Raw genomic sequence first — 19,159 nt, 5'->3', positions numbered from 1 at the left:
GGTTTTTGAATGAATTATCATTGATTATCATTCGCACTCAATGATAAGTGGCTGAGGAAGACATTGTCAATAGATGTCCTCTATATAATCTGTGCTAGTAGTTTATGGGTAATGGATAGGCTGACATTTAACTGACATAATCCAGTGCTATAATGAATATAAGAGTGAACTAGTAGCGAGGTGATTGACTTTGGCAAACATTCTAGTAATAGAGGACGAATATCCAATAAGCCAGGTTTTAAAGGTGTATTTACAAAAAGTGGGTTATAGTGTGACACAATGTTTTAATGGTGGTCAAGCCTTGGTCATGTTTCGTGAAACAAAGCCAGATCTAGTGTTGCTAGATATTATGTTACCAGAAAAAAATGGTTGGTCCATTTTAAAAGAAATAAGAGAACGAAGTACTTGCCCAGTTATCATGTTAACAGCATTAGGTGAGGTTAATTACCGTCTAGAGGGGTTTGATCATGGGGCAGATGATTATATTGCCAAGCCTTTTATCGCAGATGAAGTTGTTGCAAGAGTGAGGGCTGTTTTAAGACGTGCTGTAGGTAGTTCTGATTCAGCTACTAGTAAGCAGTATGGGTCTCTAGTGATTGATTGTAAAGCGCATAAAGTGCTTTTGGGTGGAGAAGAGATTGTATTAACGCCAAGAGATTTATCAGTGCTCATGTTTTTAGCTGACCACCCTAATCAAACATTTACCCGGGATCAGCTTATAGATCAAGTTTGGGGATGGGAGTATGAGGGTAGTGATCGTGCTGTAGATTTAGCTATAAAGAGGCTTAGGAAGGCTTTAAAAGAATGGGATGAAGCGGAAGGAGAAATAAAGACACTACGTGGATTGGGGTATCAGCTAAGTGTTCAAAAAAAATAAGCGAATATCCTTACTTCAATATTGGACGAGCCGATATTTACTGACACTTTTTATAGGCTTAGCTATTATATCTTTAATCTCAGCAGCGTGGATTCGACATACAACATTTGAAAATCGATTAGAATTAATGGAGTTTTTAGCAGACGAAACGGTCTATCGTTTAACGGATACAACAAATCCTAATAATGGACCTATAAATGGTATTCCAGGTTTCATAGGGGATCGTCAGCGTTTTAATATGAAAGAGATCGATCCGATTTTGTATGTTGTAGATACAGAGGGAAATATACTGACTAGCAACCGTCCTGTACCACCTGGTAGTGCTAAAAATGTTGCTGGCTTGTTAGATGGAAAAGAAGGTACTAAGGAAATAAAGGATGGACTTGAACCTGAATATGTAGTGAAAAGAAAGATAGAAAATAATCATGAGTTATTGGGCTGGGCCCTGGTGATGGAGAAGAAGGAGAATTTAACAAGAGTTAACCAAGCATATGGACAGCTTGCCATATTAATTGGAGCATTAGCATTATTAGGCTGGATCGCTATTTACTTTCTGTCAAAGCGTTTGGCCTATCCCATTAAACAAGTAGCTGAGGCTGCCAAGCATGTACAGGAAGGCAATTATGCAATTGATTTGCCTCAATATAGTAAGGAAAAGGAAATCTATGAGCTTGTTTCCTCCTTTAAAAATATGGCAAATAAATTAGAACAGCTGGAGAAAACTCGAACGGAATTACTAGCAGGTGTCACCCATGAATTGAAAACACCTGTCACCTCTATAAGTGGTTTATTACAGGCTGTAAGAGATGGTGTTGTAACGGGACAGGATGCTATGGAATTCATTGAAATGGCTATGGTCGAAACGACAAAAATGAAAACAATGGTTGGTGACTTACTTGCCTTTAACCATTTTGCTGTCGATGCTGTTCCTGTGCAGATAGAGTCAGTAGATGTTAATCAGCTACTGCGAGAGGCGGTGGCACAGTGGGAAGTCATGCAGGAAGATGAACATGTAAAAGTTCATTTACATTTGTTGGAAAAACCTGTGCTTGTACAGATAGATATTGTTCGTATCCAACAGATCATTACAAACCTATTAACCAATGCTAAACAGGCGATGGACAAAGGAACAATAACCTTGAGGTTGATAGATCATGGCGAGGCTCTGTCAGTGATGGTGAAGGATACAGGACATGGAATCCCTCTAGAGGATCAGTCATTTATTTTTGAGCGCTTTTATAGAGGGGGAAATAAAAAATATACTGTTCGTGGCTTGGGTTTAGGATTACCACTTAGTAAAATGATGGCCCAATCTGTTGGGGGCGATTTGCGATTAATTGAAAGCAATCCCTCTGGAACACATTTTGAATTAGTATTGCAAAAGGCTACTACGCTATAAGAGCGTAGTAGCCTTCTTAGTGTTGGTTTAATCCGTCTCCCAGAAATCTGCTTTGTTTTGTAAAAGAGAGTTGAAGAATTTGTAAAGCTGACATCTGCCTGACACAAAAGCCCTTTATAGTAAACGATGTAGACGGGAAATGAACAAAGGGACGAGCAGCATTAAATGTTAGTCAGTCTGACACTAATACAAGTAGGGAGAGTAATGAAATGCCAATAGTTACTTCATTTAATCCAAATGGTCGCCAAGAAATAAAGCAAGCGATCTCTTATCCAGATTATGCATTATTAAAAGCCAAGCTTCAGCATGTTATGCAGCGTGATCATCATGCTGGCTTAGACGGTAAATATTTAATTCGTAGTACGTACTTCGATAATTTTGCCAATAAAGTGTTAAATGAGAAAAAAGAAGGCTTTATTAATCGAGATAAATATCGAGTACGCATATACGGCAAGTCTAATAATGTTATTAATCTTGAGCGGAAGAGTAAGCGTAACAATGTGACCTTTAAAACAAAATGTTCAATATCTCAAGCTGAGTATGAAAAACTACGTATTGGCGAGATAGCCTGGATGAAGAATGATGACCGAGCGCTAATTCTAGATTTATATCATGAGATGAATTACAACCAGTTGCGACCTACTACGGTAGTGGATTACGAGAGAGAAGCCTATATCTATCCGTTTGGCAATGTGCGTGTGACATTTGATAGTAAGGTGCAATCGAGTCTACGCAACACGGATATGTTTAATAAAAACTTGCCTATGGTCGATGTGCTGGAGCCTAATCTTGTTATTTTAGAGGTAAAGTACGATGAATATCTACCAGACATCATCAAATATTTACTACAGTCAGTGGATACTCGTGCTGAGGCCTATTCAAAATATCAACTTAGTCGTATGTACGGCTAATAATAAAGGAGAATGAACAATGGATACAATTAAATTTAGTGATATTTTTAAATCTAACTTTTTAGAAAAAACAACCTCGTTTTCATTAATCGATTCAATTATTGGTTTAGTAGTAGCGTTTTTTATTGGGCTTTTCATTTATGCTGTTTATAAGAAGACCTTTAATGGAGTCATTTACTCACATTCATTCAATATCTCACTACTTATAATGACAATGGCAACAGCACTAGTGATTATGGGAATCAGTTCAAATGTTCTGCTGTCACTTGGTATGGTTGGTGCTTTATCTATTGTACGTTTCCGTACACCTATTAAGGATCCCATGGATTTAGTCTATATTTTCTGGGCAATTGTTTCAGGTATTTTATGTGGTGCTGGCTTTATTCCTTTAGTGATTATTGGTGCTATTTTAATCGGACTTGTATTGCTAATATTCGTTAATAAAATAACGGTAGAAAATCCGTATTTACTAATTGTAAAGTTTGAAGAGGAATTGGCTAATGCTGAAATTGAGAGAATTATTGCTGCGCAAACAAAAAAATTCGCTCTCAAATCGAAATCCATTATGCAACAGAATGAAATCGAAACAACTTATGAAATTCGTGTAAAACAAAATGATGCAAAATTGATGGATGAACTAACAAAGGTAGCTGGTGTAAAATCAGCCATTATGCTGAGCTATGATGGGAATTTCACAGCGTAATGACCTCATTAACAAATAGAACTACGATGAGAGGTGACGGCTATGATTAAAACACGAATTGTCTATCTATGCATGGTGATTTTACTCCTTCTCTTTGTCGTGATATATGCTGTACTTCCGAATGTAGGCATTGAAACGAAAAATTCTGAGTTCTCCTATGAGAATATAGTATTTAATAAAAATAAAGTAACAACAGTTGATATTGAAATTGCTGAGGAAGATTGGGCTGACATGCTCGAAAATGCTTCTGCTGAAGAATTAAAACAAGCAGATATTACAGTAAACGGCAAGAAAGTTGAGAATGTTGCTATTCGTACAAAGGGCAATCTATCACTACGATCGGTTGTCAATAGTGACTCAGATCGCTATAGCTTAAAAATCGATTTTGATTATTATGATGATACACAAAGCTTGTATGGCTTAAAAAAATTAAATTTAAACAATAATTATAGTGACTCTACATTAATGAGAGAGTATATCTCCTATGAACTGATGGAGCAAATGGGTTTACCAACACCAGCACACTCCTATATGTATGTCACAGTGAATGGTGAGGAGCGGGGTTTGTTCTTAGGGGTAGAAGCTGTGGATGAGACATTCCTGGCTAATAATTACGGCTCTAATGATGGTTTTTTATTTAAGCCAGATGGGACAGGCAGCGATTTAAAATATATTAGCGACGATATCGAAGACTATACAGGTATCGGATTAAAAACAAATGAAGGTACTATTAATCAATCCAAATTAGTTGAAATGCTAGACGCAATTAATAATGGTGGAGACATAGAAAAGTATATCGATGTGGATGAAATGTTATGTTATTTTGCCGTCAACACAGCACTTGTGAATTTAGATAGTTATCAAGGGAATATGAAACATAACTATTATTTATATGAACAGAACGGTGTGTTTTCTATTATTCCTTGGGATTACAACATGTCCTTTGGTGGCTTTGGGGCTGGAGGCGGTAGAATAGCAGGAGGAAACGGTGAAAATCAAGCTGACGTTACTACTAATATGGAAAAACCAGTGGCACAAAACAATGGACAACCCGATCAAACTGGCGATGGGGGTATGCAGCAACAACGAGGTGGCGGCGTTGACATGGGAATGGGCATGTCGGGCAATCTAATAAATGATAGTGCTATTAATTTTAGTGTGACAACACCTGTTTCTGGCACAACATTAGAGGAGCGGCCACTCTTGAAGGCATTGCTTTCGAATGATGAATATCGTGACAAGTATGAAGGTTATTTAGAAGAACTAGCGACAACTTATTTAACAGAAGAGTATGTGCAATCCATTACTAAAAAATTAGCTGTCTTATTAACTACTTATGTGGAGGCGGATCCAACCAAATTCTCTACTACGGAGCAGTTTTTAGAAGCAGTTGAAGGTGAAAATAGCTTGCCGGAATTTGCCAAACAGCGCTCAGAATCTATATTAAAGCAACTGTCTGGGGAGCTTGTTGTGGAAGCATCTACGTCTTCTCAGGGCAATATGGGTATGCCAATACCAAGTGAAAATGGTGAAATGGATTGGATGCCAGATGATTTTGATCCAAGTCAGCTACCAGAGGACTTTGATCCATCAAAGAGCCCACCTTTTAATAGAGAGGGCGAGGGTCCGAGAAATGGACAAAATGGAGAACAAATGCAACCTCCTGATGGAAATGGAGCCCCAATGGGAATGCCTGGTGCGAATAGTGAAGCTGCGAATCACGAGCCTGTTATTGATAAAAATACAATGTTTACAGCCATTACATGCCTGGTGCTACTCCTTCTTGCACTTCTCTTTGTTGTTAAATTTAAACGTAGAGGTCGTTAGAAAATAACCATATCCAATATCTTTGGGTATGGTTTTTGCTTTTTATCGTGTTAAAATAAAGCATTCTTTTCTGAGGAGTCCTTTCATATGAATGAACAGCAATTTGATAAACATTTGCATATAAACACGGTGGGAGAGCAATATGGCTTTCCTAAGCTTGCACACTATCATCGTTATGAACCAACACCCTACAGAGGATTGGAGCAATTATTCGCTGCGTATCAGATGCCTGACAATCCAGTATTTATTGATATGGGGTGCGGGAAAGGGCGAGTTCCTATTTATGTGCACCATAAGTTCCATATACCAACCATTGGGATAGAAATGGATGCAGGGTTTTATACGGAGGCTGAAGAAAATAAACGTAGTTATCTTCAAAAAATGAGAGCACATGCCCCTATTAAGTTTATTCATACAATAGCCGAATCATATGAAATAAAGTCACGTGATAATGTGTTTTTCTTTTTTAATCCTTTTTCAATCCATATTTTTCGCACAGTCATTCACAATATTTGGAAATCCTATGAGCAGCGAATGCGAGATATTCATATAATTTTATATTATCCGCCTTACGATTATTTACAATTTTTACATCATGGAACACCATTTGAGTTGCTTCATGAAGTGCATTTAGAAAATGAAACAAATATTAATGAGCGCCTTTGTGTCTTTGAATTAAAAAAAGCTTAGAGTATGGGGAAACCCACTCTAAGCTTTTTCCTGTTAGCAGTACAGATATAAGCAATTAGTTATTCGTTTTCTTTTGATTATTTTCAGGGAAATAATTGTAATAGAGGAAGAGGTTCTATAAATTAAGCAGACTTTATGTTGAAAAAACAATTTCATCTGATAGTTTTGTACTAGTCTATAGTTTGAATTAAAAGATAATTCATAAATAACTAATTATACTGAAAAATCACTCTAGACTAAATATAAAGAATGTTTTACAATGAAAAAGGCTTATATGAATAATATTTTCTTTTGTTTTTAGATAGTTATAAATAATTATTTTGGCTATTGAGTAAATGAATTTAATTGTTTATAATTATCAGAAATATCTAATATTTGAGAAATTTTCAGGGGGAATTTAATTATGAGAGAGAGCAAAAAGCTTAAGAAGTTCGGTTCACTTTTAGTAGCATCTTCATTACTTGCTGGTGTTCTTGCTGGTTGCGGTAACGGAGACGATTCAAGTTCTGGCGGAGGCTCATCATCAGGCGGAGGTTCATCTGATGGCGATACAATTAAAATCGGTGCCAACTTAGAGCTTTCAGGGAATGTAGCATCTTATGGTTCCTCTATTGGGCTAGGTGCAGAACTGGCTGTAAAAGAAATTAATGATGCTGGCGGTATTGATGGTAAGAAAATTGAACTGATTAAAGTAGATAATAAATCAGAGAACTCTGAAGCAACTTCAGCTGCTATTAAACTAGCAACGCAGGATAAAGTAGTAGCAATGTTAGCACCTGCAACTTCAGGTAATACAGTAGCTACTGTTCAAATTGCAAATGATAATAAAATTCCTATTGTTACGGGTTCTGGTACAGCGCCGAATATCACGGTAAATGAGGATGGCAGTGTTAATGAATATGCTTTCCGTACATGCTTTATTGACCCATTCCAGGGGATTGTAGCAGCTAATTTTGCTTCAGGTGAGCTAGATGCGAAAAATGTAGCTATTTTTGCAGATAATGCATCAGACTATGCAAAAGGTTTAGCAAAATCCTTTAAAGAAACGATTACGAAGAGTGGCGGAAAAGTTGTAAAAGAAGAAGCTTATGTAGCGAAGGATACAGATTTCCGTACACAATTAACAAATATTAAAGCGGCAAATCCAGACTTTATCTTTATCCCTGGATATTATGAAGAAGTAGGTTTGATTGTTAAACAAGCACGCGAAATGGGCATTGATGTACCTCTGATGGGTGCTGATGGTTGGGATTCTCCAACTTTAATTGAATTAGCTGGCGCGGATGCATTGAATAACACATTCATCACAAACCACTATTCTGCTGAAGACCCAGATCAAAAAATTCAAGATTTCGTAAAGGCATTTAAAGCGGCAAATGGTGACAAAGCGCCTGACGCATTCAACGCACTTGGTTATGACACAATTTACTACATTGCTGATGCAATTAAACGTGCAGGCTCTACAGATGGGGAAGCAATTAAAAATGAATTAGCTGCAACAAAAGATCTTTCTTTAGTAACAGGTACTTTCTCAGTTGACGAAAATCATAACCCAATTAAAACAGCAACAGTTCTTGAATTTAAAGACGGTAAACAAGTGTTCAACTCTAAAGTTAATCCTTAATGTTTTGTAAGCAAGGGGGAGGCGGGTAAACACGCCTTCCTTTTTTGTGTGTTAGATAACTAGAATCGTAGAGCAAAACATAACTTTTAGTATCGATCTATGTACTTATTTTTCAATTTTCAGAAAATTTAAAGGAGTGAATGCGCATGGAATGGATACAGCAACTTGTGAACGGTATTTCACTTGGAAGTATCTACGCGTTAATAGCGTTAGGGTATACGATGGTATACGGTATTATCAAGCTGATTAACTTTGCTCATGGTGATGTCTTCATGATTGGGTCATTTATTGGCTTTTACGCTATTGCTAAATGGGAGCTTGGTTTCTTCCCAGCATTATTATTGGCGATGTTAGTTTGTGCAATTTTTGGTGTATTAATTGAACGTATTGCCTATAAACGTTTACGAAATGCGACACGTATCGCAGCTTTAATTACAGCGATAGGTGTATCGCTATTAATTGAATATACAACAATTTTCTTCAGAGGTGCACAACCAGCAGCATATCCTGAAGTTTTCAAAAATAAATCATTAGATATTTTTGGCGTTCAAATCAGCAGTACTTCCATCTTAATTTTATCAGTCGCAGTTGTACTGATGATTCTTTTACAATTCATCGTACATAAAACAAAAATCGGTAAAGCGATGCGTGCTGTTTCCCACGATGCAGATGCAGCTCGCTTAATGGGTATTAACGTTGACAATACAATCTCTGCAACGTTTGCGATTGGTTCAGCTTTAGCTGGTGCAGCAGGTGTTATCTTTGGGGTTTATTATACAAAAATTGACCCGTTAATGGGTGTTATTCCTGGGGTTAAAGCATTTATCGCAGCTGTTCTTGGTGGTATTGGTATCATCCCAGGCGCTATGGTTGGTGGTATGTTACTAGGTGTTGTAGAGTCCTTAGTAAGTGCACTTGGCTTCTCGTTATGGCGTGATGCAGCGGCATTCGTTATTTTAATTTTAATCTTAATCTTCAGACCATCGGGTATCTTTGGTAAAAACGCCCGTGAGAAAGTGTAGGTGAGCGGTTTTATGAAAAAGTCTAAAGTTTTCTGGGGCTATGCCGTAATAGCGCTAGTCATCTATGCAGTTGTACAATTGTTGATTACAACAGAAGTAATTGATTTGTACTATAAAAATATGTTGATCACAATGTGTATTAACATCATGTTGGCTGTCAGCTTGCATATTGTAATTGGTGTTACTGGACAGTTTTCAATTGGGCATGCTGGATTCCTTGCAGTGGGAGCGTATGTATCGGCTATTATTACAACAAAGTTAATGTTACCATTCCCATTGGCCATCTTATTAGGGGCTGCTGCAGCAGCAGTTGCTGGTTTAATCGTAGGGATTCCAACGCTTCGTTTAAAAGGGGATTACTTAGCGATTGCTACACTTGGATTTGCAGAGATCATTCGTATTATCTTTTTAAATACGGATTATGTTGGTGGCGCAGCAGGGATGCAGGTTAAATATTTATCGAACTGGACATACGCATTCTTTGGCGTAGTGTTAACGATTCTAGTTATCTCAAACTTTACAAATTCTCGTCATGGGCGTGCGTGTATTTCCATTCGAGAAGATGAAATAGCAGCAGATGCGATGGGTATTAACACAACTTACTATAAAGTTGTTGCATTTGCGATTGGGTCTTTCTTCGCAGGTCTAGCAGGAGCCATTTTTGCACATAACTTTTACATTATTCAACCGACAACATTCGGTTTCTTAAAATCATTTGATATTTTAATTTACGTTGTACTTGGTGGTTTAGGAAGTCTTTCTGGTTCAGTGATTGCTGCGATTTTCCTAACAGTCGTGTCTACTTATCTAGCAAACTTCCCAGAAACGCGTATGATTATTTACAGTTTAGTATTAATTATCGTGATGCTTTATCGTCCAACAGGCTTAATGGGAACGAAAGAGATAACACAATTATTTAAGTTTGGTAAAAAGGGAGGTACGAAATAATGACTGGAAACCTTCTTATCAATGTTGAAAATATGGGTATTCAATTCGGTGGTTTAAAGGCAGTACAGGGTGTTAATATGTACCTTAACCAAGGCGAGTTGGTAGGACTTATTGGGCCAAACGGAGCTGGAAAAACAACTAGCTTTAATATGTTAACAGGGGTATATACACCTACGGAAGGTACAATTACTTTTAATGGTCTGAAATTGAATGGACTTGCACCCTATCAGGTTACACAGAAAGGGATCAGCCGTACGTTCCAAAATATTCGATTATTTAAAGAGCTATCTGTTCTTGACAATGTAAAGGTAGCCAATCATTCACTTGCAAAGCATTCTATGTGGGCTTCTATTTTTCGTTTACCTACGCATTTCAAAGGTGAGGCCGAAATGGAGCAACAGTCCATTGAGTTCTTAAAAATCTTTGGCTTAGATGTCTATAAAGATGAGCTAGCTAAGAATTTGCCATACGGGATGCAACGTCGTTTAGAGATTGCTCGTGCGTTAGCAGCAAATCCCAAACTGCTTCTATTGGATGAACCAGCAGCAGGGATGAACCCACAAGAAACTCACGATTTAATGGAGCTAATTGCATTTATTCGTAAAGAGTTCGGTTTAACAATATTGCTGATTGAGCATGATATGAGCTTAGTTATGGGTATTTGTGAGCGCATTTACGTACTTGATCACGGACAATTAATCGCTGACGGGACACCAGAAGAAATTCGCAACAATCCAAAGGTAATAGAAGCATACCTTGGAGAGGAGGTTATCGGCTAATGCTAAAAGTACAAAATATCGATGTTTTTTATGGCAATATCCAAGCATTAAAGGGCCTCTCTTTAGAAGTAAACGAGGGTGAAATTGTAACGTTAATCGGTGCAAATGGTGCTGGAAAAAGTACGCTCTTAAAGACATTGTCAGGTTTATTAAAGCCAAAAGGTGGCATTATCGAATACGAAGGCTTTTCGATAGCTGGGAAAGCGGCACAGACTATTGTTAAATCAGGGATTTCTCACGTTCCAGAAGGACGCCGTGTTTTTGCCAATATGTCAGTTGAGGAAAACTTAGAGCTTGGTGCGTATCTGCGTAATGATAAAGCAGGTATTAAGAAAGATATGGATCATGTTTTCGAGTTATTTCCACGATTATTAGAGCGCCGAAAACAGCAGTCAGGTACATTGTCTGGTGGGGAACAGCAGATGCTGGCGATGGGGCGCGCCTTAATGGCAAAACCAAAACTGTTATTAATGGATGAACCTTCGATGGGTCTTGCACCGTTGATGGTGAAAAATATCTTCAATATTATTGAGCAGGTTAATAAAGAAGGAACAACCGTATTACTTGTAGAGCAAAATGCTAATATGGCATTATCTGTCGCTAACCGTGCATATGTACTTGAAACAGGGCGTATTGTTTTATCTGGTTCAGCAAAAGAGCTACAAGAGAGTGAGCAAGTAAAGGCAGCTTATTTAGGCGGATTATAAAAATGGTAGGACATCTCACGTTGAGATGTCCTTTTTGGCTTGTATGTTGAAAGAAAATCAGAGGTAGCATTTCCACTTTACTTTTTGGTAAGGTTGAAAAAAGGAGTGATGCTTTTTGAAGTATTCAGCACAATATTTTATTGAACATTTAAAGTTAGCCGAACATCCTGAAGGGGGCTATTACATTTCATCGTTTCGTGCATCAGACGATATAGCAGTGAGAGATGTACAGAGACCGATTTATACTAGTATATATTTCCTTCTGCGCTCACAGGATATTTCACATTTACATCGTCTACAATCGGACGAGCTATGGTATTATCACGCTGGAAGCCCACTAACAGTTCATATGATTTTCCCAGATGGGACATATGAAGCGAAGAAGCTTGGCTTGAATATAGAAGCGGGGGAAGTCCCTCAGCTTGCAGTACCAAAGCATACAATTTTCGGCTCGTCGGTGGAGGAATCTGAGACGTTTAGTTTAGTCGGATGTATGGTGGCGCCAGGCTTTGACTTTGAGGACTTTGAATTGTTCACACAGGAAGAGCTTTTAGTAGATTATCCTCAGCACAAGGAAGTTATTTATAAAATGGCCTACAAAACAATTGAATAGAAAAACAGCCGTCTCAATTATTTTGAGACGGCATGATTCGTTCACCACAGTATTTCTTCAGGATAATTAAGTTGAATTTGAATATCATGTAATGCTTGTTTCGTTGCCATAGCTGCTTCCATCAGGTGGGATTTTAATGCTACATATTCATGGTCCTCTACCATTAATCGCACAGCAAATGCAGCTAAATGTGCCTGACGTTCCTCTTTACTTAATTCAATATATTCTAGATTTAAAACATCCACGTATTGTGTTGCAAAACGGAAAGTTAAGGGGTTTTTAGCATGTAACATTCTTAAAAACACAACATAATCTTCGTCACTTACCTCCTGCTCTAAACATTCAGCAATAGCCGCTTGAAATTTACGAATAATAGCTATCTCATGATTCCATATAGAAGCATTGTTTAATTTTTGGTGCAGTTCAATAAAATCATTTAATGCGATTGCACTAAAGATAATTTCTGGCCAAAGAATTTCTGTTGAAAAATAGACATTCTTATTTGGAAAGATGAGTTCATGTTGTGTTAGAACACTCTTATTAAGTCCATTACTAACAAACTCTAGGTGATGCTCACCAAGCATAGCATGTCTTAGTTTATAGCAAACGCTTAAAATACGTAGTCGAGGACCCTGATAATCATAGTATTTATTTTCGTCACCAGTTACTTTATAAATAGCATTAATTAGTTCATCTAAATCCCAATAATCCGCGCTAATTCGTACCCCTGTTAGTTGTTCTGTGCTTTGAATGGATATCATAGTCCTCGTCCCTCCCTTTGGATGTATCTATTTTGGTGTGTAATTGAGTAGTTTGAATAGTTCTGTTCGTTCCTTCTCCGTTAAATCACGCCATTGCCCTACCTTTAAATTACCAAGCTTAATATTCATAATACGAATGCGTTGTAGACGCTTAACGGAATACCCTAGTGCTGAGCACATTCGACGAATTTGGCGGTTTAAGCCTTGCTCTAAAATGATTTTAAATACTTTATCTGAAATCTTTTCCACATGGCATGGTAAGGTTGTTGTATCTAAAATATCGACACCTGCACCCATTTTTTGGATGAATTGCGCAGTTATAGGCTTATCAACTTGAACAATGTATTCTTTTTCATGATGATTTTCAGCACGTAGAATTTTATTGACGATATCACCATCATTCGTTAATAATAATAGCCCCTCTGATTCCTTATCAAGACGCCCGATATGAAAAATACGTAGAGGATGATTGACAAAATCAACAACATTGCCTTTTATATGACGCTCTGTCGTACTTGTAATGCCGACAGGTTTATTTAGAGCAATGTAAACAAGCTGTTGTTCTTTCTTTACTTCTTTTCCATCCACGCAAACAATGTCTCCTGTTTCAACTTGACTACCAACTGTTGCCAGTTCTCCGTTAATTGTTACCTTTCCTTCTGCTATCCATTTATCAGCGCCACGACGAGATATGATGCCTGTTTCACTTAAATATTTATTAATACGCATATTGTTCTCCTATATTTTATATTATTTTTAAGTATACCTTAACGTCGCACATACAGTGAATGCTAGAAGCTTTTCTAGCAAAAATAAATTAGTTGGAAAAGTTTTTGAAAAAGTTGAAATTATTTTATGTTTCTGACAATATATTAGGTGAGAGGGTTTCTATGAAAATATTGTTATTCCGATATAAAATAACGTTTTTTGTAGATAGTTCTCATTAAATTGTGTAAAGGGGAGAAGTAAAATGGTTTATGCATTTCCAAACACTGAAGGATCGGTAGTTCAATTCAAAGAGAAATATGATAATTATATCGGTGGCGAATGGACACCCCCAGTGAAGGGTCAATACTTTGATAACGTTACTCCTGTTACTGGACAAGTTTTTACACAAATAGCACGTTCCACAGCTGAGGATATTGAACATGCATTAGATGCGGCACATGCTGCTAAGGATGCATGGGGTAAAACATCACCAACAGAACGCGCAAACATTTTACTTAAAATTGCGGACCGTATCGAGCAAAATTTAGAAAAGCTAGCCGTTGCAGAAACATGGGATAACGGTAAAGCGGTACGCGAAACATTAAATGCAGACATCCCTCTTGCAATTGATCATTTTCGTTATTTTGCTGGGGTATTACGTGCTCAAGAGGGCTCAGTAAGCCAAATAGATAACGATACAGTTGCTTATCATTTCCACGAGCCAATTGGCGTAGTTGGCCAAATTATACCTTGGAACTTCCCGTTATTAATGGCTGTATGGAAGCTTGCGCCAGCACTTGCAGCTGGAAACTGTGTCGTATTAAAACCTGCAGAACAAACACCAGCATCTATTATGGTGCTTTTAGAATTAATAGAAGATTTACTACCACCAGGTGTCATTAATGTTGTAAATGGATTTGGCTTAGAAGCAGGGAAACCGCTTGCATCAAATCCACGCATTGGTAAGATTGCCTTTACAGGTGAGACAACAACAGGGCGTTTAATTATGCAATACGCTTCTCAAAATCTTATTCCAGTAACATTAGAACTGGGTGGTAAGTCGCCAAACATTTTCTTTGAAGATATTATGGATAAAGATGATGCCTTTTTAGATAAAGCTGTTGAAGGCTTTGTGCTATTCGCTCTAAATCAAGGGGAAGTATGTACTTGTCCTTCCCGTGCACTGATTCAGGAATCAATTTACGATAAATTTATGGAGCGCGTATTACAGCGAGTAGAAGCCATTAAAGTTGGCAACCCACTTGATCCAAACACAATGATGGGTGCACAGGCATCTAGTGAGCAAATGGAAAAAATTCTTTCTTATTTAGATATTGGTAAGCAAGAAGGTGCAGAATGTCTAATTGGAGGAGACAAAAATAATGTAGGTGAAGGCTTCGAAAATGGCTACTACATTAAACCAACTGTTTTCAAAGGACATAATAAAATGCGTATATTCCAAGAAGAAATTTTTGGACCAGTAGTTGCTGTCACGACATTTAAAACGAAAGAGGAAGCATTGGAAATTGCGAATGATACATTATATGGTTTAGGATCAGGTGTTTGGACGAGAGATATAAATACGGCATATCGCTTCGGTCGTGAAATTCAAGCTGGTCGTGTTTGGACAAACTGTTACCACGCATATCCTGCACATGCTGCATTCGGTGGCTACAAAATGTCGGGTGTTGGTCGTGAAAATCATAAAATGATGTTAGCGCATTACCAACAAACGAAAAACTTATTAGTTAGCTATAGTGAAAACAAACTTGGTTTCTTCTAATTCGTAGGGAGGTGCATGAGCGTGGTTGAACGTGTATTAGCTACGGAAGAAGCGCTAGCACTAATCGATCTATTAAAAGAGAAACATGGACCCGTTATGTTTCATCAATCAGGCGGATGCTGTGATGGCTCCTCACCTATGTGTTATCCAGAAGGGGATTTGCTAATAGGAGATCAGGATGTGTGCCTTGGTGTAGTGGGTGGTGCCCCTTTCTATATGCACAAAAATCAATATGATTACTGGAAGCATACACAAATCATATTGGATGTGGTGGACGGCAGAGGCGGCATGTTTTCACTCGAGGGCGTAGAAGGAAAACGTTTCCTAACAAGGTCAAGAGCCTTCAACTCTGAAGAACTGCAAGAGCTAGGGTTAATTTAACAAGTTATCTGTACAGCGGCAAAGTTTTTCTGCCGCTGTTTTTTTGTCTGGAAGTAGAAAAGTTATTGTATGGAAAGGGAGGCTTTAGGACACATGACTCTTTTCTTATAGGAATGATGAATATTGATTTTGGGCGTTCAAGTGTTTTGATATTAATTTTTATGGAAAAGAGTATGTAAAGCGATATTATTGGATGAATTTTTTAGGAAAAGGAATAGATTTAATCGATCCTTTAAGGTCATAGTAAATAATAGTTTCTTTGTGGTTTTTGCTAACATCGGCCATACCTCCTTTATAGGCTGTTAATATTTTCTATTAAATCAAATAAAGTAAGTAACATACATTAAATTATGTTTACTTTTTATGTTAATTGTTACAAAGAGGGTGAATCTTTCTCACATTATGTTACGTAAAACGGGTAAAGGAGTGTGATAAATATGGATTATGTGATGATTGAAAATGAATTTGCCAATACAGTAGAGGAGGTATCAAAGGCTGCAGGCTGGACGGTGGACCGTAAAATTGTGTTAGCTATTGCTAGTACATTTGTAGCCTCAGGAAAACCTTTTGATGCAACGAAGTATAAAAATGTTTTACAAGAGATGAAGAAGCAATCTTCATGGCTGTCTCCTTTACGGACAACCGTTGGATATAGTATTGCTGCCAACCTCATGGAGCAAGATGATGCAGAAAAGGCAGTGAAGAATTTACTTACAAATGTTAGCATCTTAAAGGAAGCGAAATTCAGAAGCGGCAATTTTAGCTATATTGGAGCACAATTCTTGACGGAGGATGAACAGGATAAAAAGACGCATGCACAGGTGGCAAGAGCCTTATTTGATGCTATACGTAAACATCATCCATTTTTAACCTCATATGAGGACATTCCTTATGCCATATTATTAAGCAGTCCATCTGATGATGTTGAATTGCGCGCGGATACCATGAATCGATACTATAAAGAACTAAGAACATCTAATTTTAATGCTGGCAATGAGCTCCAATGGCTTTCACAGGTATTAACATTTTTATCACCCAAATTTGATGGTCAGCTAGTACCCGATGTTGTAACCCTTCGTGATGGGCTCAAAAAGCAAAACGTTAAAGTCAAGGCTATGCATTATCCTTTACTTGGCTTTTTAGCCATACTTAATCTGGATAAAGCACAACTTCAAGGGTTGATTGATTTATACCATGAATTAAAAGACATGAAGTTATTAAAGTGGCATCGTGAATTTGTGCTCTTTATGGCTGTACAATTTGCTATTTATGATATGGCAAAGGTACAAAAGTCTTTGTCCATGACCATTATGTCTTCTATTGAGCTATTAATCCAAGCACAGCAAGCAGCAATGATTGCAGCGGTTAGTGCAGCTGCCATTGCGTCTAGTTCAAGTTCTTCGTGATAGAATAAAGAAGAACTTGATTATTTGGAGGTGCATTTGAAGGATGAAGGATACAAAACTTTGGATTAATGGTCAGTGGCATGATGCAGAGGAAAGCTATGAGCTAGCTTCTCCATATAGCGGTGAGGTTATTGCTCATGTAGCTAAAGCATCTATTCAAGATGTAGAGAAAGCTATCGAAGGTGCGCAGCAGGCATTCCAATCGTTTAAAAAGACAACAGCCTACGAACGTGCCGAAATATTATATAAAGTCGTTGATATAATGCGACAAAGAAAAGAAGAACTTGCAGAGATTTTAGCCTTAGAGGCTGGAAAACCTATTGTTGCAGGTTTAGCTGAAATTGACCGTACAATCGCAACCTATCAATTTGCAGCTGAAGGAGCTAAACAGGCAAAAGGTGAGACGGTTCCAATGGATGCAGCCCCTGGAGCAGGAGATCGAATAGGCTGGACAAAAAGAGAACCTTTAGGTGTAATATCAGCCATTACGCCATTTAATTTTCCGTTCAATTTAGTGGCACACAAGTTAGGCCCAGCGTTTGCAGTGGGCAATACAGTTGTATTAAAGCCAGCAACACAAACGCCACTAAGTGCTATCGTTATGGCAGAAATTTTCCGAGATGCAGGATTACCCGATGGGGCATTACAAATTGTGACAGGAAGTGGGGGTGAGCTTAGTGATACGCTTGTCACACATCCATATGTCAAAAAAGTAACCTTTACAGGTAGTGGTAAGGTTGGTTTGAAGATTAAAGAAAAAGTAGGCTTACGTAAAGTAACTTTAGAGCTGGGTTCTAATGCTGCAGTAATTGTCGAACCATCTACGCCAATAAATAAAATTATCAGTCGTTGTGTAAGCGGTGCTTTTAACTTTGCTGGACAAGTATGCATTTCGTTACAACGTATATATGTGCATTCCTCTATTATTGATGAATTTACTAAAGCATTTGTTGCAGAAACAGAAAAGCTTATAGTAGGAGATCCATTAGAGAAGACAACAGATGTTAGTGCCATGATAAATCCAAATGAAGTGGAACGTATTAGGGAATGGATTGAGGAGGCACAAGAACAGGGGGCTATGATTGCAACTGGAGGCGTATTTACTGAACGTACTTTAACGCCAACAGTTATGACGAATGTGTCAGCTGATATGAAAATTGTTTGTCAGGAAACATTCGCACCAATCGTCTCAATTGTTTCATATGAAACATTAGACGACGCAATTCGACTTGTAAATGAGTCGGACCTTGGCCTAAATGCAGGTATTTACACGAATATATTGTCAGATGCTTTATATGCAGCAGATGAATTACAGGCTGGTGCTGTCATTATTAATGATATTCCGACATTCCGAGTAGATAACATGCCATATGGTGGAGTAAAGATGAGTGGTTATGGACGTGAAGGAATTAAGTGGGCTATAGAAGAAATGACTGATATGAAATTTATTTCGATGAAAAAATCGTTCTAAATTTGCATCAGCTCTTTTTCTGCGATACGATGACGAAAGAACAACATGAGAAGGGAAGTTGCAAGAATTATGCCAAACAACGCTGTACCCATGAGCCAATCACGTACGGTTCAATCGCGTCTCGTATTACCCCCAGACACAAATAATCACAATTCTATTTTCGGTGGAAGAGTGTTAGCTTATATTGATGAAATTGCTGCTATTACAGCAATGAAACATGCGAAAGGCCTTGTAGTGACAGCTTCTATTGACTCGGTTGATTTTTTATCCGCTGCACATGTAGGAGATATTCTTGAAATCGAGAGTATTGTTTCGTCTACAGGACGTTCTTCAATGGAGGTTTATGTTCGCGTTGTTTCTCGCAATATTGAGACTGGCGAGGAAAAATTAACGACAGAATCATTTGTCACGATGGTTGCAGTAAATGAGGAAGGGAAACCCGTACCAGTTCCCTCAATCTATCCTGAAACAGATGAAGAGAAGCGTTTATTTGAAACTGGGCCAGCAAGACGAGAGCACCGTAAACAAAAACGTGCATTGCCGCATTAA

General features: G+C 37.9%; 19 protein-coding genes. 17 read left to right on the top strand and 2 right to left on the bottom strand.

Going from position 1 to position 19,159, the window contains the following annotated elements; genetic code table 11:
* The first annotated feature begins 190 nt into the window (after nucleotides 1–190).
* The 12 genes from BFM98_RS21225 (at nucleotide 191) to BFM98_RS21170 (ending at nucleotide 12,100) form a co-directional block, all read left to right on the top strand.
* A complete protein-coding gene (locus BFM98_RS21225) occupies nucleotides 191–877 on the top strand; it encodes a response regulator transcription factor (protein WP_048395501.1) in 687 nt (228 codons plus the stop codon).
* Nucleotides 861–2,276, top strand: coding sequence for a sensor histidine kinase (locus BFM98_RS21220; RefSeq protein WP_054548944.1), 1,416 nt, complete (start codon nucleotides 861–863; stop codon nucleotides 2,274–2,276). The genes BFM98_RS21225 and BFM98_RS21220 overlap by 17 nt, the downstream gene beginning before the upstream one ends.
* 209 nt (nucleotides 2,277–2,485) lie before the next feature.
* The gene (locus BFM98_RS21215; RefSeq protein ID WP_048395505.1) at nucleotides 2,486–3,187 is read left to right on the top strand and encodes a polyphosphate polymerase domain-containing protein; all 702 of its coding nucleotides are present in this window, start codon (nucleotides 2,486–2,488) and stop codon (nucleotides 3,185–3,187) included.
* Between the two features lie 19 nt (nucleotides 3,188–3,206).
* Nucleotides 3,207–3,890 (top strand): DUF4956 domain-containing protein, encoded by a 684-nt coding sequence (locus BFM98_RS21210; RefSeq protein ID WP_004233537.1) that lies wholly within the window; start codon nucleotides 3,207–3,209, stop codon nucleotides 3,888–3,890.
* A gap of 42 nt (nucleotides 3,891–3,932) precedes the next feature.
* A complete protein-coding gene (locus tag BFM98_RS21205; protein ID WP_066038320.1) occupies nucleotides 3,933–5,717 on the top strand; it encodes a CotH kinase family protein in 1,785 nt (594 codons plus the stop codon).
* Nucleotides 5,718–5,804: 87 nt separating this feature from the next.
* The gene (locus BFM98_RS21200; RefSeq protein ID WP_054548946.1) at nucleotides 5,805–6,407 is read left to right on the top strand and encodes a hypothetical protein; all 603 of its coding nucleotides are present in this window, start codon (nucleotides 5,805–5,807) and stop codon (nucleotides 6,405–6,407) included.
* A gap of 403 nt (nucleotides 6,408–6,810) precedes the next feature.
* Entirely contained in the window at nucleotides 6,811–8,031 is a 1,221-nt protein-coding gene (locus BFM98_RS21195) for an ABC transporter substrate-binding protein (RefSeq protein WP_016992165.1), read from the top strand.
* Between the two features lie 146 nt (nucleotides 8,032–8,177).
* A complete protein-coding gene (locus tag BFM98_RS21190; RefSeq protein ID WP_016992164.1) occupies nucleotides 8,178–9,053 on the top strand; it encodes a branched-chain amino acid ABC transporter permease in 876 nt (291 codons plus the stop codon).
* A gap of 12 nt (nucleotides 9,054–9,065) precedes the next feature.
* Nucleotides 9,066–10,001, top strand: coding sequence for a branched-chain amino acid ABC transporter permease (locus tag BFM98_RS21185; RefSeq protein WP_048395511.1), 936 nt, complete (start codon nucleotides 9,066–9,068; stop codon nucleotides 9,999–10,001).
* On the top strand, nucleotides 10,001–10,780 hold the full coding sequence (locus BFM98_RS21180; RefSeq protein WP_048395513.1) for an ABC transporter ATP-binding protein: 780 nt from the start codon (nucleotides 10,001–10,003) through the stop codon (nucleotides 10,778–10,780). Before BFM98_RS21185 ends, BFM98_RS21180 begins: the two co-directional genes overlap by 1 nt.
* Nucleotides 10,780–11,487 carry an ABC transporter ATP-binding protein gene (locus BFM98_RS21175; protein ID WP_048395515.1) on the top strand — a complete coding sequence of 236 codons (708 nt, stop codon included), beginning with the start codon at nucleotides 10,780–10,782 and terminating at the stop codon, nucleotides 11,485–11,487. Before BFM98_RS21180 ends, BFM98_RS21175 begins: the two co-directional genes overlap by 1 nt.
* Nucleotides 11,488–11,602: 115 nt before the next feature.
* Nucleotides 11,603–12,100 (top strand): cupin domain-containing protein, encoded by a 498-nt coding sequence (locus BFM98_RS21170; protein ID WP_054548948.1) that lies wholly within the window; start codon nucleotides 11,603–11,605, stop codon nucleotides 12,098–12,100.
* A 41-nt stretch (nucleotides 12,101–12,141) separates the two neighbouring features.
* Here the strand turns inward: BFM98_RS21170 and BFM98_RS21165 are convergent, their stop codons facing one another.
* On the bottom strand, nucleotides 12,142–12,861 hold the full coding sequence (locus BFM98_RS21165; protein WP_054548949.1) for a DUF6904 family protein: 720 nt from the start codon (nucleotides 12,859–12,861) through the stop codon (nucleotides 12,142–12,144).
* Nucleotides 12,862–12,888: 27 nt separating this feature from the next.
* Nucleotides 12,889–13,590, bottom strand: coding sequence for a 23S rRNA pseudouridine(2604) synthase RluF (rluF, locus tag BFM98_RS21160; protein ID WP_048395521.1), 702 nt, complete (start codon nucleotides 13,588–13,590; stop codon nucleotides 12,889–12,891).
* A gap of 241 nt (nucleotides 13,591–13,831) precedes the next feature.
* On the opposite strand from rluF, the gene adh reads away from it, so the two are divergent.
* The 5 genes from adh to BFM98_RS21135 all read left to right on the top strand — a co-directional run bounded on the left by adh (nucleotide 13,832) and on the right by BFM98_RS21135 (nucleotide 19,159).
* On the top strand, nucleotides 13,832–15,352 hold the full coding sequence (gene adh, locus BFM98_RS21155) for an aldehyde dehydrogenase (protein WP_004233561.1): 1,521 nt from the start codon (nucleotides 13,832–13,834) through the stop codon (nucleotides 15,350–15,352).
* A gap of 21 nt (nucleotides 15,353–15,373) precedes the next feature.
* Nucleotides 15,374–15,733 carry a DUF779 domain-containing protein gene (locus tag BFM98_RS21150; RefSeq protein ID WP_048395522.1) on the top strand — a complete coding sequence of 120 codons (360 nt, stop codon included), beginning with the start codon at nucleotides 15,374–15,376 and terminating at the stop codon, nucleotides 15,731–15,733.
* Nucleotides 15,734–16,170: 437 nt separating this feature from the next.
* Complete coding sequence (locus tag BFM98_RS21145; RefSeq protein ID WP_066038319.1) at nucleotides 16,171–17,139, top strand: DUF4003 family protein; 969 nt, start codon at nucleotides 16,171–16,173, stop codon at nucleotides 17,137–17,139.
* A 43-nt stretch (nucleotides 17,140–17,182) separates the two neighbouring features.
* Nucleotides 17,183–18,610 (top strand): aldehyde dehydrogenase family protein, encoded by a 1,428-nt coding sequence (locus tag BFM98_RS21140; RefSeq protein ID WP_066038318.1) that lies wholly within the window; start codon nucleotides 17,183–17,185, stop codon nucleotides 18,608–18,610.
* Between the two features lie 69 nt (nucleotides 18,611–18,679).
* Nucleotides 18,680–19,159 (top strand): acyl-CoA thioesterase, encoded by a 480-nt coding sequence (locus tag BFM98_RS21135; RefSeq protein WP_004233566.1) that lies wholly within the window; start codon nucleotides 18,680–18,682, stop codon nucleotides 19,157–19,159.

The sequence above is a fragment of the Lysinibacillus sp. AR18-8 genome (assembly GCF_001705465.1).
Lineage (GTDB): Bacteria > Bacillota > Bacilli > Bacillales_A > Planococcaceae > Lysinibacillus > Lysinibacillus capsici.
Note: the sequence above shows the minus strand (reverse complement) of the source record. Positions and strands in the feature narration are given on the sequence as shown.

Coding starts and splice junctions, on each gene's coding strand:
- BFM98_RS21215 (WP_048395505.1), top strand. CDS start 2,486: ATGCCAATAGTTACTTCATTTAATCCAAATGGTCGCCAAGAAATAAAG.
- BFM98_RS21210 (WP_004233537.1), top strand. CDS start 3,207: ATGGATACAATTAAATTTAGTGATATTTTTAAATCTAACTTTTTAGAA.
- BFM98_RS21205 (WP_066038320.1), top strand. CDS start 3,933: ATGATTAAAACACGAATTGTCTATCTATGCATGGTGATTTTACTCCTT.
- BFM98_RS21200 (WP_054548946.1), top strand. CDS start 5,805: ATGAATGAACAGCAATTTGATAAACATTTGCATATAAACACGGTGGGA.
- BFM98_RS21195 (WP_016992165.1), top strand. CDS start 6,811: ATGAGAGAGAGCAAAAAGCTTAAGAAGTTCGGTTCACTTTTAGTAGCA.
- BFM98_RS21190 (WP_016992164.1), top strand. CDS start 8,178: ATGGAATGGATACAGCAACTTGTGAACGGTATTTCACTTGGAAGTATC.
- BFM98_RS21185 (WP_048395511.1), top strand. CDS start 9,066: ATGAAAAAGTCTAAAGTTTTCTGGGGCTATGCCGTAATAGCGCTAGTC.
- BFM98_RS21180 (WP_048395513.1), top strand. CDS start 10,001: ATGACTGGAAACCTTCTTATCAATGTTGAAAATATGGGTATTCAATTC.
- BFM98_RS21175 (WP_048395515.1), top strand. CDS start 10,780: ATGCTAAAAGTACAAAATATCGATGTTTTTTATGGCAATATCCAAGCA.
- BFM98_RS21165 (WP_054548949.1), bottom strand. CDS start 12,861: ATGATATCCATTCAAAGCACAGAACAACTAACAGGGGTACGAATTAGC.
- rluF (WP_048395521.1), bottom strand. CDS start 13,590: ATGCGTATTAATAAATATTTAAGTGAAACAGGCATCATATCTCGTCGT.
- adh (WP_004233561.1), top strand. CDS start 13,832: ATGGTTTATGCATTTCCAAACACTGAAGGATCGGTAGTTCAATTCAAA.
- BFM98_RS21145 (WP_066038319.1), top strand. CDS start 16,171: ATGGATTATGTGATGATTGAAAATGAATTTGCCAATACAGTAGAGGAG.
- BFM98_RS21140 (WP_066038318.1), top strand. CDS start 17,183: ATGAAGGATACAAAACTTTGGATTAATGGTCAGTGGCATGATGCAGAG.
- BFM98_RS21135 (WP_004233566.1), top strand. CDS start 18,680: ATGCCAAACAACGCTGTACCCATGAGCCAATCACGTACGGTTCAATCG.